Source organism: Burkholderia sp. AU16482 (genome assembly GCF_002223285.1).
Classification (GTDB): domain Bacteria; phylum Pseudomonadota; class Gammaproteobacteria; order Burkholderiales; family Burkholderiaceae; genus Burkholderia; species Burkholderia semiarida.
In genome coordinates this window covers 1227829-1241077 of the sequence record NZ_NKEY01000003.1, presented here as the reverse complement: position 1 = coordinate 1241077, position 13249 = coordinate 1227829, and the positions used below count along the sequence as shown (strand labels likewise).

The 13249-nt window shown below is 69.5% G+C and carries 10 protein-coding genes, 1 pseudogene and 1 riboswitch; of the genes and pseudogenes, 3 read left to right on the top strand and 8 right to left on the bottom strand.

Annotation, left to right across the window (positions count from 1 at the left end; all coding sequences use genetic code 11):
• Positions 1-14: 14 nt before the first annotated feature.
• On the bottom strand, positions 15-1178 hold the full coding sequence (locus CFB35_RS08255) for a CaiB/BaiF CoA-transferase family protein (protein WP_089464752.1): 1164 nt from the start codon (positions 1176-1178) through the stop codon (positions 15-17).
• Between the two features lie 284 nt (positions 1179-1462).
• Here CFB35_RS08255 and CFB35_RS08250 point away from each other — a divergent pair, with 284 nt between their 5' ends.
• Together CFB35_RS08250 and CFB35_RS35290 are read left to right on the top strand one after the other, a co-directional pair.
• Positions 1463-1723, top strand: coding sequence for a hypothetical protein (locus tag CFB35_RS08250; RefSeq protein ID WP_059584075.1), 261 nt, complete (start codon positions 1463-1465; stop codon positions 1721-1723).
• A gap of 99 nt (positions 1724-1822) precedes the next feature.
• A pseudogene (locus CFB35_RS35290) lies at positions 1823-2111 on the top strand (NUDIX domain-containing protein); the annotation flags it as partial.
• Between the two features lie 48 nt (positions 2112-2159).
• On the opposite strand, the gene CFB35_RS08240 reads toward CFB35_RS35290, so the two are convergent.
• The 7 genes from CFB35_RS08240 to cobW form a co-directional block, all read right to left on the bottom strand.
• A complete protein-coding gene (locus CFB35_RS08240) occupies positions 2160-2486 on the bottom strand; it encodes a low molecular weight protein tyrosine phosphatase family protein (RefSeq protein ID WP_059584077.1) in 327 nt (108 codons plus the stop codon).
• Positions 2487-2517: 31 nt separating this feature from the next.
• Positions 2518-3090, bottom strand: coding sequence for a DUF1993 family protein (locus tag CFB35_RS08235; protein WP_089464751.1), 573 nt, complete (start codon positions 3088-3090; stop codon positions 2518-2520).
• 85 nt (positions 3091-3175) lie between these two features.
• Positions 3176-3628 (bottom strand): YaiI/YqxD family protein, encoded by a 453-nt coding sequence (locus tag CFB35_RS08230; protein ID WP_021160082.1) that lies wholly within the window; start codon positions 3626-3628, stop codon positions 3176-3178.
• Positions 3629-3689: 61 nt separating this feature from the next.
• Entirely contained in the window at positions 3690-4298 is a 609-nt protein-coding gene (locus CFB35_RS08225; protein ID WP_089464750.1) for a VWA domain-containing protein, read from the bottom strand.
• Positions 4299-4366: 68 nt separating this feature from the next.
• Entirely contained in the window at positions 4367-5449 is a 1083-nt protein-coding gene (locus tag CFB35_RS08220; protein ID WP_089464749.1) for an ATP-binding protein, read from the bottom strand.
• Positions 5446-9255, bottom strand: coding sequence for a cobaltochelatase subunit CobN (gene cobN / locus CFB35_RS08215; RefSeq protein WP_089464748.1), 3810 nt, complete (start codon positions 9253-9255; stop codon positions 5446-5448). The genes CFB35_RS08220 and cobN overlap by 4 nt, the downstream gene beginning before the upstream one ends.
• A 6-nt stretch (positions 9256-9261) precedes the next feature.
• Positions 9262-10350 (bottom strand): cobalamin biosynthesis protein CobW, encoded by a 1089-nt coding sequence (cobW, locus tag CFB35_RS08210; protein ID WP_089464747.1) that lies wholly within the window; start codon positions 10348-10350, stop codon positions 9262-9264.
• Between the two features lie 325 nt (positions 10351-10675).
• Positions 10676-10940, bottom strand: a riboswitch (cobalamin riboswitch).
• 151 nt (positions 10941-11091) lie between these two features.
• On the opposite strand from cobW, the gene CFB35_RS08205 reads away from it, so the two are divergent.
• Positions 11092-13230, top strand: a complete 2139-nt coding sequence (locus CFB35_RS08205) for a TonB-dependent siderophore receptor (protein ID WP_089464746.1) — start codon at positions 11092-11094, stop codon at positions 13228-13230.
• Positions 13231-13249 lie beyond the last annotated feature (19 nt).

Here is a 13249-nt window from a genome sequence, read left to right as displayed (position 1 = left end):
CGCGGCCAGGCCGGTCAGGTCCGGCGGTTGTCGTCGTTGCCGTTGTCATCCGCAAACACCTGTGCCGCATGTTCGTTCAGCGCGGGCGGCGGCCGCCGGTACGTGGCCGGCGTGCGGCCGAGCTTGATCGGCGACGCGATGCCGCGATGCCGGCCCAGCTCGACCTTCATCCGCCGATGCGCGACGTGCGGATGGGCGAGCGCCGCGTCGAGCCCGAGCACGGGCGCGCACGGCACGCCGCGGTGCATCAGTCGCTCGGCGAGCGTCGCGCCGTCGTGCGCGGCCAGCGCCGTTTCGAGCAGCGTGCGCAGTGCGGCGCGGTTCTGGCTGCGCGCGCGGTTGTCCGCGAAGCGCGGATCGTCGAGCCAGTCGCGCGTGCCGAGCACGTCGCACAGCGCGGCGAACTGCCCGTTGTTGCCGACCGCCAGGAAAATGTCGACGCCCGCCGTCGGAAAGCTGTCATACGGCGTGATGTTCGGATGCGCGTTGCCGGTGCGCACGGGCGCCTGGCCCGAATGGAAGAAGTTCGGCGTATGCGGATGGAGGATCGACAGCGCGCAGTCGAACAGCGTCGATTCGACGAACTGGCCGCGCCCGCTCGCATCGCGCTCGCGCAGCGCCATCAGCACGCCGAGCGCCGCGTTCAGCCCCGTGACGAGATCGACGATCGGCACACCGACGCGCAACGGTGCGCCGCCGGCTTCGCCGTTGACGCTCATCAGCCCCGCGAGCGCCTGTACCGCCGCGTCATAGCCCGGCAGCCCGCCGAGCGGACCATCCGCGCCGAAACCCGACACGCGGCAATAAACGAGGCGCGGAAACCGCGCGTGCAGCGCATCGAAACCGAGCCCCCAGCGCTCCATCGTGCCGATCTTGAAGTTCTCGACCAGCGCGTCCGCGTGTTCGAGCAGCCCGAGCAGCCGCTCGCGATCGGCCGGCTGCGTCAGGTCGAGCGCGATGCCGAGCTTGTTGCGGTTCACGCCGAGGAAGTACGACGCTGTGTCGCCGTCGAACGGCGGGCCCCACGTACGCGTCTCGTCGCCGGAAGGCGGTTCGACCTTGATCACCTCCGCGCCGTGGTCGGCGAGGATCTGGGTCGCGTACGGGCCGCCCAACACCCGCGACAGATCGATGATGCGCAATCCCGCCAGCGCGCCCTGCTGCTCGTGTTCCGCCATGCGTCTCGCTCCTGGTTCCTGGTTCCGGTCGATCGGACTGCCGGTTCCGGTGGGCCGGCGCTTGCGCGCGGCCAGTCCGGATTCGATGAATAATTCTTGTACGTGAATTTATATTCACACTCACGAATTATGTTGTCAAGCCCGGATGGACCCGCTTGCCGTCCGGATCACTCCGTCGCGTCCAAGTGGGGATGACACCGAACGCGCGCCGGTTGCGGTGGCGCCCTGCGCTTCGCTAAGCTGGCGGCCAACCTTCATCCCTATCCATACAAGGCAGAACATTCATGAAACGGTTGTGGCTGGCGGCCTTCGTGCTGGTGTCGTCGCTGGGCGTCGCGCACGCGCAGAACCAGACTTTCCACTTCGGCGAAGGACAAACCGGGATGCCGGGCGCCGCGCCGCATGCTGCGGGGCCGGCCGCGCGGCCCGCGCCCGCGCGCCGGCACGTCACCGCGCCGTCGCGTCATCACCGGCGTGCCGTTGACAAGCGCCGCCATTCGCGCCGGGCGAAACCCGCGCGCAGCGGAATCTACACGCACGCGTGAACTGTCGTCCGTGGGCGCGACCGCGGCGCATGGAACGGTCACGAACGGCCGGTCACGTCGGCGCTGCGGGCTGCATGCCGTCGCCGCCGGGCGGCGCACGACACGCCGCTCGAAGCCGCGCAGCGGGAGCTTGCGGAGGAAACGCGGCTGGAGGGGCTCGCACTCGACTACGTGGTGCGGTTCGGCGGCCTGACGAAGCTGCGTCACGTGTTGGTGGCCTGGCCGACGTGCCGGCGAACCTGACGCCGTGCGCGAGCAACGAGATCGCGCGCTGCATGTGATTCACCGTCGACCGGCTCGACACGCTCGGGCGAGCGTACCGACGCGCAAGATCATCGAACTGCCGCGGCTCGACTGTTTTTCAGAGTGCACGAGCGAGCTGCTTCGCCGAGGTCGACGCCGGCTCGGGCTCGGGCTCGGGTACCGACCGCGGCGATTACGCGCGCAGGAACGGGCCGGCCTTGCGTTCGAGTAGCGCGACGAGTTCGGGCTGCATGAACGCGTAGCGGTCGGGGATGTCGAGGCAGACGATCTTCCGGTGCTTCAGATGCGCGCCGAATTGCGCGGACAGTCGCGCCTTGTGTGCGCGCTCCATCACGAACACGATGTCCGCCCAGTCGAGCTGCTCGGCGGTGAGCCTCGCGTCCGCATCGGGCGCGAGGCCCGCGGAATCGGTTTCGATGCCCGGCCACGCGGCGAATACCGCTTCGGCCGTCGGGCTGCGCAGCCGGTTGCGGCTACAGATGAACAGTGCGCGCGTCATGTCGCTTCGCGGCCGCCCCGGGATGGCCCGCTCAGCCTTGCGGAATCGTGCCCGGCCGCACGTACGCGAGCATGTGCGGCACGTAATCGGCCTTGCCGAGCTCGACGCCGTGATGGCGCAGGATCGCGTACGCGGCGATCGCGTGAAAGTAGAACTGCGGCAGCGCCCAGTCGCGCGCGTACTGTTCGCCCGTCATGTCGAACGCGGTCCCGTTCGGCAGCTCGAGCGAGATCGGCAGGGCCGCACCGCCGTCAAGTGCATCGGGCGCGAGTTCGCCGAGAAAGGCAAGCGTGCCGGCGATGATCGCCTGCGCGTCGGCCGGCGAGCCCGGTTGCGCATCGGCGTTCCAGCCGGCCTCGCGCAGCGCCAGCAAGGCAGCCGGCAGCGGCTCGCCACGCAGCCGGTGGACCGGCTCCATCGCCTGGAAACACGAGAAACGCACCTGGGCGGCGAGCGGATACATGTCGGACGCCAGCCTCAGCGTCATCGCCGCGTCGGGTTCCTCGCCCGCGGCTTGCCGGTGCGCGACGGCCTTGTCGAGCCACGCGGACTGCGCGCGCAGCATCTGGGTGTAGGTCGGAACGAGAAGTTGGGTCGGTGACACGCGTGCGCTCCTGTGCTGGGGGTTCGCGCCACACGATAGCAGCGTCGGCGCAAACCTGCATCCCGGCGGGGGCGCCGACGTGTCGTTACGGCTTGCCGTGCCGCGCCAGAAAACGGTCGAGCTGCGATGCGAATGCCTTGCCGTCGCGTGCGCTGAATGGCGCCGGCCCGCCCGTGTCGATGCCCGCGCTGCGCAACTGGTCCATCATCGCGCGCGTCGACAGGCGCTCCTCGATGTTTTCGCGGCTGAACCAGTTGCCGCGCGGGTCGAGCGCATGCGCGCCCTTGTCGAGCACCGCGGCGGCCAGCGGGATGTCGGCCGTGATCACGAGGTCGCCGGCTTCCGCCAGCTCGACGATGCGCGCATCGGCCACGTCGAAGCCGGCCGGCACCTGCACGGCCTTGATGAACGGCGACGGCGGCGTGCGCAGAAACTGGTTCGCGACCAGCGTCACGCAGATTTCGGCACGACGCGCGGCGCGAAACAGCATGTCCTTGATGACGGCGGGACACGCGTCGGCATCGACCAATACTTGCATGGCGGGAGTTTCCAGGGAGCAGAAGCGGAAACGGTGATCATAGCGCACCGCCGGGCGGCCATCAGCCCGCGAGATCCGTGCGAAGCGCGTCGGCCGTCACCCACTGCGCGCCCCACGCCGCGGCAAGCCGTGGGCCCTGCCCGATCCGCACGGCCGCATCGTCGAAGTCGACGAACACGACGTGATCGGCTGCCGCGGGTCTCGCCGGCATCTCTCGCGCGCGCCCGTCGGACAGCACCCACAGCCAGCGCTGCCTGGCCGGCTCGCGGCGCGCCGCGCGGGCGAGCAACTGCGCGGCGGCCGCGATGCCGTCCGCCAGCGGCGTGCCGCCGCCGCCGTCGACCGGCTCGAGCCAGCGCGCATTCCACCAGCGCGGCACGGCCGGGCCGAAGCGCCGCGCGGCGCCGTTGCCGCCGAAGCAGACCAGCGCGGTTTCGGCACGCTCACGCGCGGCCTGATCGAAATACGCGACGATCAGCCCCTTCGCGAGCGCGAGCCGCTCGTGCGACAGCATCGACGCCGAACAATCCAGCACGAAGCAATGCAGCGCGTGCGGCGTGCCCGCGCGTTTCGCGAAGCGCAGATGGTCGCGATGCAGCGGGCTCCCGCGTTTCGCGGCGAGCGTCGCCGGCCACGCGACGGCCGTGCCGGCACGCAACGTACCCGGCACGCGCGCCGCTGCGCCTGATTGCCATCGAGGACCGCGAATCGCGTTCGCGGCGGCGCCGGCTCGATGGCTCAGCGTTTTTTTAGCGGCAGCGGCACCACGCCTTTCACGTCGCGCAGCCCGGCCGGTTCGGGTGGCAGGTAACCCCAGTCGCCCTGCGATGCCGACGCGCCGGCCTGTGTTTCGCCCGATCGGTCGCCGGGCTGCTGGCGCGTATCCGGCGGCGAACGATCGTCGCGTTCGCCGTCGTGTTGCGACGACTGGCGCGACGACTGATGCGGCGGCTCCGCATGGCGCCGGTGCCGCAGGACGGCTTCGGCCACGCGCTCCACGTGCGACACCGTCACCGCGTCGGCCTGCTCCAGCGCGGCCAGCGCGCGCGCGGCGCGCAGCATCACGAGATCGGCGCGCAACCCGTCGACGGCCGCATCGATGCACAGCGCGCTGACACGTGCATGAACCGCATCGTCGAAATCCAGCGCCGGCAGCCGCGCGCGCGCCGCGTGAATCCGGTCCGCGAGTTCGCGCTGGGCAACCGCGTGACGCGCGCGAAACGCGTCCGGATCGAAATCGAACGCAAGACGCGCCTTCACGATCCGCTCGCGCTGCCCAGCGTCGAAGCAGTTCTCGAGTTCGACCATCAGCCCGAAGCGGTCGAGCAACTGCGGGCGTAGCTCGCCCTCCTCGGGATTCATCGTGCCGACCAGCACGAACCGCGCGTCGTGCGCGTGCGACACGCCATCGCGCTCGACGATGTTCACGCCGCTCGCGGCGACGTCGAGCAGCGTATCGACGAGCCCGTCGGCAAGCAGGTTCACTTCGTCGACGTACAGCACGCCGAGATGCGCGCGAGCCAGCAGGCCGGGCCGGAAGCGCACGCCGTTTTCGGCGAGCGCATGCGCGAGATCGAGCGTGCCCGTCACCTGCTCGTCGCTCGCCGACAGCGGCAGCGTGACGAACTGCCCTTCCGGCAACAACTCCGCGAGGCCGCGCGCGGCCGTCGATTTCGCGGTGCCGCGCGGGCCGCTGACGAGCACGCCGCCGAGCGACGGGTCGATCGCGGCGAGCAGCAGCGCCTGCTGCAGTGCGTCCTGCGCGACGAGCGCCGTAAACGGAAAAACCGCGCGGGCGCGGTGCATCGTCGGATCGGTCATCGCGGTCCTCCTTCCTGGCGTTGTTCGCTGGCGAGCCAGACCGCTTCGATCCGCTCGCGATAAGAGCCCGGCTGCTGCCACAGCCCGCGCTGCATCGCTTCGACGAAGCGTTCGCAGATGCCGTGCAGCGCCTTCGGGTTGTGCCGTTCGAGGAACGCGCGGGTGGCGTCGTCGAACAGGTACGCGTCGGCGACGAGCGCGTACTGGTGATCGGACAGCACGCGCGCGGTCGCGTCATAGCCGTACAGGTAATCGACGGTCGCGGCCAGCTCGGCCGCGCCCTTGTAGCCGTGACGCTTCACGCCGTCGAGCCATTTCGGGTTGACGACGCGAGAGCGGATCACGCGCGCGATTTCCTCGCGCAGCGTGCGCATTTTCGGCGCGACCGGGTTCGCATGGTCGCCGTGATAGATGCTCGGCTGCTGCCCCGACAGATGGCGCACGGCCGCCGTCATCCCGCCCTGGAACTGGTAGTAGTCGTTCGAATCGAGGATGTCGTGCTCGCGGCTGTCCTGGTTCTGCACGACGACGTCGATCGTCGCGAGCCGCTCGCCGAACACGTCGGCCGCCGCGTCGCCCGCGCTGTTCTGCGCGTACGCGTGGCCGCCCCATTGACGGTAGGCATCGGCGAGATCGGCGTCGGTCTGCCAGCGGCGCTGGTCGATCAGATCCTGCAGGCCCGCGCCGTAACTGCCCGGCCGCGCGCCGAACACGCGCCAGCCGGCGCGGCGCCGCGCGTCGTCGGGCGCCACGCCCTGCGCGACCCACTTCTCGCGTTCGCGCTCGATGCGCGCGCGGATCGGGTTCAACTCCTCCGGCTCGTCGAGCGCGGCAACCGCCTGCACGGCCGCGTCGAACAGATGCATCAGGTTCGGAAACGCGTCGCGGAAGAAGCCCGACACGCGCAGCGTCACGTCGATGCGCGGCCGGTCGAAGATCTCGATCGGCAGGATTTCGAAGTCGGTCACGCGGTGGCTGCCGTGCGCCCATTTCGGCCGCACGCCGATCAGCGCGAACGCCTGCGCGATGTCGTCGCCGCCGGTGCGCATCGTGGCCGTCCCCCACACCGACAGCCCGATCGCGCGCGGATAGTCGCCGTGATCCTGCAGATGGCGTTCGATCAGTTGCTGCGCGGATTTCAGCCCGAGCGACCACGCGGCTTGCGTCGGCACCGCGCGCGTATCGACCGAGTAGAAGTTGCGGCCCGTGGGCAGCACGTCGGGGCGGCCGCGCGACGGCGAGCCGCTCGGCCCCGGCGGCACGAAACGACCGTCGAGCCCGCGCAGCAGTTGACGCATTTCCTCGCGGCCGCACGCGTCGAGTGCGGGCAACAGCGTCGACCGCACGCGCTCGATCACCGCGAGCGTATGCGGCCATTCGCCGGGCGGCGGCACGTCGATACCGGAATTCTCCGAAGCGGTTCCGCACACAGTGGCCAGCCAGTGCTGCGCGAGCCGTTCGAGCCGCTCGCGCGTATCGCCCGCATGCCGCCACGGCGACGCGTCGAGCGTTTGCAGGATGGCCGGCCGCGGCCCCGTCCACGGCGCGGCCCAGTCGGCCGCGAGCGGATCGAACGCGTCGCCGAGCGCAAGATCGCGCGCGAGCGCGCCGATCAGCCCGGCCCGTTCGCCCTTGCCGTCGCCGACCGGAAAACGTGCGAGCGCGAGCAGCGTGTCGCGCCGCTGGCGCTCGACCGGCGACGCGCCGAACACGTGCAGCCCGTCGCGAATCTGCGCTTCCTTCAATTCGCACAGCCACGCGTCGACCCGCGTGAGCAGCGCATCCTCGTCGCCCGCATCGCGCGGCGGCGACACGCTCAGCTCGTCGTGCAGACGATGCTCGGCGATCGTCGCGAGGATCGTCTTGCGCAGCAGCTTCGCGCGCCGTGCATCGACCATCAGCGCTTCGTAGTATTCGTCGACCTGCCGTTCGAGATCCTGCAGCGGCCCGTAGTTTTCCGCGCGCGTGAGCGGCGGCATCAGGTGATCGACGATCACAGCCTGCGCGCGGCGCTTCGCCTGGCTGCCCTCGCCCGGATCGTTGACGATGAACGGATACAGGTGCGGCAGCGGCCCGAGCGTCAGGTCGGGCCAGCACGCGTCGGACAGCGCGACGCTCTTGCCCGGCAGCCATTCGAGATTGCCGTGCTTGCCGAGGTGGATGACCGCGTCGACGCGATACGCATCGCGCAGCCAGAAATAGAACGCGAGATACGCGTGCGGCGGCACGAGGTCGGCATCGTGGTAGCTCGCGTAGTCGTTCTCGTCGCGCGAGCGCGACGGCTGGATGCCGACGAACACGTTGCCCGCGCGCCAGCCGGCGATCGTGAAACGCTGTTGCCGCAGCGTCGGATCGGCTTCGGGCAGCCCCCACCGTTCGTTCAGCGCATCGCGCACGGCGGCCGGCAACCGCGCGAACCGCGCGACGTAGTCGGCCAGCGCGTAACTCTGAAATGCGGGACGCAGCGTACGCACGGCGGGATCGTTGGTGACGCCCTCGGTGAGCCGCGTAATCAGCGCGTCGCCGTCGGGCGGCAGGTCGGCCACGGTATAGCCCGCGTCGCGCAGCGCCGCGAGCACGCGCAGCGCGGAGGCCGGCGTATCGAGCCCGACGCCGTTGCCGATCCGCCCTTCGCTTTGCGGATAGTTCGCGAGAATCAGCGCGATGCGCTTGTCGGCGTTATCCAGCGTGCGCAGCCGGCACCAGCCGCGCGCGAGCGCCGCGACGAACGCGATCCGCTCGGCATCCGGCTGGTAGCGCACGACGTCGACCTCGGTATGCGGGCAACGATACGCGAGCCCCTTGAAGCTCACCGCGCGCGTGACGATGCGCCCGTCGACCTCGGGCAGCGCGATGTGCATCGCGATGTCGCGGGCGTGCAGGCCCTGGCTGTCGGCGAGCCACGCGTCGCGATTGCCGCCGGACAGGATCACCTGCAGCACCGGCGCGTCGCCCGCGAGCACGTCGTGTTCGGGGCTGTCGATCGCGCCGGCCGCGAACGCGGTGGTATTCAGCACGAGCGCGACGCCATGCGTGTCGCACAGCTGCGTGATGACCTCGCGGCTCACCGCGTCCTTCAACGACGTGAGCGCGATCGGCAGCGGATTCAGTCCTTCGTCGATCAGCGCGTCGGCCAGCGCGTCGAACACGGCCGTGTTCGCGGCCTGCCAGTGCGCGCGATAGAACAGGATCGCGACGACCGGTGCGCCGGGCGTCCAGCGCGGCCGCCAGTCGTCGACGCTCGCGCGGTCGCGCGCCGGGTGATACAGCGCGGCGGCCGGCAGCGGGCGCGGCGGTTCGGGCTCGTCGCCGAACCCGAGCGTGTGAAACGCGATGCTGCGCAGCAGCGCGTCGGCGTTGTGCACGCCACCCTCGCGCAGATAGCGCCACCACAGCCGGCACAGGTCGGGCCGGACCGTGCTCTTCGCGACGAGGTTCGGGTCCTCCTGCAGGTCGCCCGAGAACATCGCGAGCTGCTGCCCGCGCTTCGACGCGAGCGACACGGCCTGCTCGATCCCGTACGGCCAGTATGCTTCGCCGCCGAGATGATCGATCACGACCGTCTTCGCGTGACGCAGCACGTCGTCGACGTAGAAATCGACCGACGCCGGCTGCCGCAGGAACGTGACGTTCGCGAGCCGCACGCTCGGAAATCCTTCGGGCAAGTGCGGCACGACGCTCGCGAGCAGCGACAGCGTCGTGTCGGCCGAACTCAGGATCACGATGTCGGCCGGCTGCTGGTCGATCCGGACGACGCCCTGCGTATCGTCGACGAAGCCGCCCGGCGTGGTGCGCAGCAGATGCATCGTGCGTTACGCCTGTTGCGGCTCGGCCGCGCACGCGGCGTCGAACGCGCGTTGCAGCGCGGCCGCGTCGAGATCCTCGCCGATCAGCACGAAGCGGCTCGCGCGCGTTTCGCCGTCCTGCCAGCGGCGGTCGAAATAGCTGTCGAAACGGCGCCCGACGCCCTGGATCACGAGCCGCATCGGCGCGCCCGGCAGCGCGGCGAAGCCTTTCGCGCGATAGATCGTGTGCGCTTCGACCACACGCTGCAGCGCGGCGATCGTCGCTTCGCGCGTGCCGGCGTCGCCCGACACCACGACCGAATCGAAATCGTCGTGATGATGATCGTGATCGCCGTCGTCTGCCGAGCCGTGATGGTCGTGACGCAGGTGGATCGTTTCCTCCGACGCCGATTCGAGGCCGAGCAGCATCGCGAGGTCGAGCTCGCCGCGCGTCGCGCGAACGATCTTCACCTGCGGCGGAATTTCTTCGCGGATCGCGGTTTCGATCCGCGCGAATTCGGCGTCGTCGACGAGGTCGGCCTTGTTCACGATCACGAGATCGGCGGACGACAGTTGATCGGCAAAGAGTTCGTGCAGCAGCGATTCGTGGTCGAGGTTCGGATCGGCGCGGCGCTGCGCGTCGACGGCCTGCGGGTTTTCCGCGAACTGGCCGCTCGCGGCGGCCGGCCCGTCGACGACGGTCACGACCGCGTCGACCGTGAAGCTGTTGCGGATCGTCGGCCAGTTGAACGCCTGCACGAGCGGCTTCGGCAGCGCGAGGCCCGACGTCTCGATCAGCACGTGATCGATGTCCGCGCGGCGCTCGACGAGCGCTTCCATCACCGGATAGAACTCTTCCTGCACGGTGCAGCACAGGCAGCCGTTCGCGAGTTCGTACAGTTGGCCCGACGCTTCGCCCTGCGCGCCGTCTGCCTCGTCGCAGCCGATGCCGCAGCCCTTGAGGATTTCGCCGTCGATGCCGAGTTCGCCGAATTCGTTGACGATCACCGCGATGCGGCGGCCTTCGGCGTGCTGCAGGATGTGGCGCATCAGCGTCGTCTTGCCGCTGCCGAGAAAGCCCGTGACGATCGTGACGGGCAGCTTGCGTAGGGTCATGGTAGGTCCGGTGTCGAAGAAGGAATCAGGACGGGATCGTCGCGTCGGTGGCGGCACGGCCATTCACGGGACGGTACGCGGGAAGGTCGCCGCGCAATCCAGCCGGACAGCCGCGGGACGGGCGGAACAACGAATCGGGCATGGTGCTTCCTTGCGAACGGTCGACATCGTGAATGCCAACACGGCTGCTGCCTGCCCCGCCCGCGTCGCGCCGTTCGCCGTGCCGGCCGGGCGCGTTCGTGCGCCGGCGGATCGGAGGAGACAGCGGGAAACACCGGGCGTCGGGCCTGCCGCGGCCGTGGACGATGCGCCGCCTCCCCGCGGCGCTGAACCCCAACGTTTAGGCCGGTATCCGGGCTGACGAACACGCCGCTTCGCCTTCCCGGATGCGCGGCATCCAGTGGCGGTCGTCCGCATGCGCATGGCATGCGGCGAAGCGGCGCTGCGTGGCGCTTGCGCGCGACGCGTTCGCTTACCGTTGCGGGGGCAGCACAGGTTGGCTCGACTGCGGCGCAGGCAGGCTCCCTGTTTCCCGTTTAACTGCGTGCGCCGGAGCGGCGCGCGCGAGCACCAAAACGCGTGCGAGTGTAGGCGGCGGGGCCGGGAGCGTCAAGGCGAGCGGTGCGCAGCGAACGCGAATGATTGTCGTTTTCAACTGGGCGAGATAAACTTCACCCGATAACAACGCAACCACCGCGCAACGGCAATGTGAGGCAATCACTCAGTTATCCTTAAATTTTCATGTCGAAACGACAGATATCCGGGCGGCGCTTTCCTGTGCTCGCCCTGTCGCTGTGCTCGATCGCCGGCGTTGCCTCCTTTCCTGCCCCGGCGGCCGAGTTCGACGACGAACTGCCCGCGCTCGAGGTGCGCAGCCGCCGTCATCCGAACGATCCGCGCGCCGAAAGCGTGAGTACGGCGACGCGCACCGCGACCGATCCGCGCGACGTCCCGCAAACGATCGACAGCGTGCCGGTCGAGGAAACGCTGTCCTATGGCGGCCGCACGCTGGCCGACGCGCTGGCCGGCGTGCCGGGTGTGTCGAATACGTCGGACACGCGCTTCGATTCGTTCCGCATTCGCGGCTTTTCCGCCGCGGGCGACCTGCTGCTCGACGGCATGCGCGACGACGCGCAATACGTGCGCAGTCTTGGCAACATCGAGCGCGTCGAAGTGCTGAAGGGGCCGGCGGCGGCGCTGTACGGGCGCGGCAGCGGCGGCGGCGTCATCAACCGGATCACCAAGCAGCCGCTGCCGGAAAACTTCGGACATGTGTCGGCGGCGACCGGCAGTTATGGACGACTCGGCGCGTCGGTCGATCTCAACCGGATGCTGTCGGGCGCATGGAGCGTGCGGCTCAATGCCGGACGCGAACACGCGGGCAGCTTCCGCGACCACGTCGACGGCACGCGCCAGTACATCGCGCCGTCGATCAAATGGCAGGACGCGCGGCGAAGCTGGCTGCTGCAGTTCGAATACGACACGTACCGGCGCGTGCCCGATCGCGGCATGCCGGCGTCGGTCGCCGCGGTCGATGCAGCCGGCAAGCCGCTCGCGTACGCGCTGCCGTCCGCGCCGCGCGCGACCTTCTTCGGCGCGGCGGGCCGCGACACGATCCGCGACGAAAACATGAACTGGCGCTCGGTCTTCACGCACGCGTTCGATGGCGGCTGGGAACTGCGCCATACGCTCGGCGTGCTGGATTTGCGCAGCACTTTCGACAACACCTACGTCACGCAAAGCTACGTCACGAAGCCGCGCGACTACCGGCGCGTGCAACGGGCGCGCTACCTTCAGGACATGACGCATCTGAACGTGCAGACCGGCGTCGAACTGGGCGGCAAGGTCGCGACCGGCCCGGGCGTGCATCACCTGCTGTTCGGCATCGAATACGGCTGGCAGAAACGCGCCCCGACGCTCTGGCAGGCCGACGCGGCGCCGGTCCCGATCACCGGACCGGATCGTCTCGCCCTGGCCGGCTCGACGCCGCGTCCGTATGCGATGAATCGCCACCGTGTCAGCGATTACGCGATCTTCGCGCAGGATCGCATCGACTTCGGGCGAGCGTGGAAGCTCCTCGGTGGCGTGCGGGGAGAACGCTTCGACGTCGATTCGACCAACGCGCTGAACGATCTGCATGCACGGCGCACGACGACGGCGTGGAGCCCGCGGCTCGGCGTCGTGTGGTCGCCGGTGAGCGCGCACAGCCTGTATGCGTCGTACAGCAAGAACTTCGCGCCGGTTGGCGGCGACCTGATCGGCATCACGCCCGGCGCGCGCGGCAACGCCAACGATCTCGGCCCGCAATACACGCGTCAATACGAGATCGGCGTGAAAAGCGACTGGCGCGACGGCGCGCTGAGCACGACGCTCGCGCTGTTTCAGCTCGATCTGTACAACCGCCGCGTCGCCGACCCGGTTCGGCCGGGATTCTTCGATCTCACCGGCCTCGAGCGCAATCGCGGTATGGAACTGGGCGTCGCCGGCCGGCTCACGGGCGACTGGTTCGTCCGCGGCGGCATCGGCTGGCAACACGCGCGGGTGGTCGACGCCGAACCGAAGTACGCGGGCAAGCGGTCGGCGGGCGTGTCGGCGTCGAACGGCAGCCTGTTCGTCGGCCATGCGCCGCTGCGCGGGTTTTTCGCCGAACTCGGGCTCGTGTACGAAGGTGCGCGCTACGCCGATCGCGACAACCTGCTCGAACTGCCCGCCTACGTGCGCTGGGACGGCAAGGCCGGATATCGCACGCGCGACCTGGAGGTGACGCTGGCGGCCGTCAACCTGACCGATCGCGACTACTACGCGAATGCGACGAGCGTCGCGCAGATCATGCCCGGCACGCCACGCACGTTCACGCTGACGGCGACGTACAAGTTCTGACCGCGTGCATGGTGCCGCC

What these genes read in the sequence shown, in the direction of transcription:
- CFB35_RS08255 (WP_089464752.1), bottom strand. Translation starts at nt 1,178, where the DNA reads ATGGCGGAACACGAGCAGCAGGGCGCGCTGGCGGGATTGCGCATCATC.
- CFB35_RS08250 (WP_059584075.1), top strand. Translation starts at nt 1,463, where the DNA reads ATGAAACGGTTGTGGCTGGCGGCCTTCGTGCTGGTGTCGTCGCTGGGC.
- CFB35_RS08240 (WP_059584077.1), bottom strand. Translation starts at nt 2,486, where the DNA reads ATGACGCGCGCACTGTTCATCTGTAGCCGCAACCGGCTGCGCAGCCCG.
- CFB35_RS08230 (WP_021160082.1), bottom strand. Translation starts at nt 3,628, where the DNA reads ATGCAAGTATTGGTCGATGCCGACGCGTGTCCCGCCGTCATCAAGGAC.
- CFB35_RS08220 (WP_089464749.1), bottom strand. Translation starts at nt 5,449, where the DNA reads ATGACCGATCCGACGATGCACCGCGCCCGCGCGGTTTTTCCGTTTACG.
- cobN (WP_089464748.1), bottom strand. Translation starts at nt 9,255, where the DNA reads ATGCATCTGCTGCGCACCACGCCGGGCGGCTTCGTCGACGATACGCAG.
- cobW (WP_089464747.1), bottom strand. Translation starts at nt 10,350, where the DNA reads ATGACCCTACGCAAGCTGCCCGTCACGATCGTCACGGGCTTTCTCGGC.
- CFB35_RS08205 (WP_089464746.1), top strand. Translation starts at nt 11,092, where the DNA reads ATGTCGAAACGACAGATATCCGGGCGGCGCTTTCCTGTGCTCGCCCTG.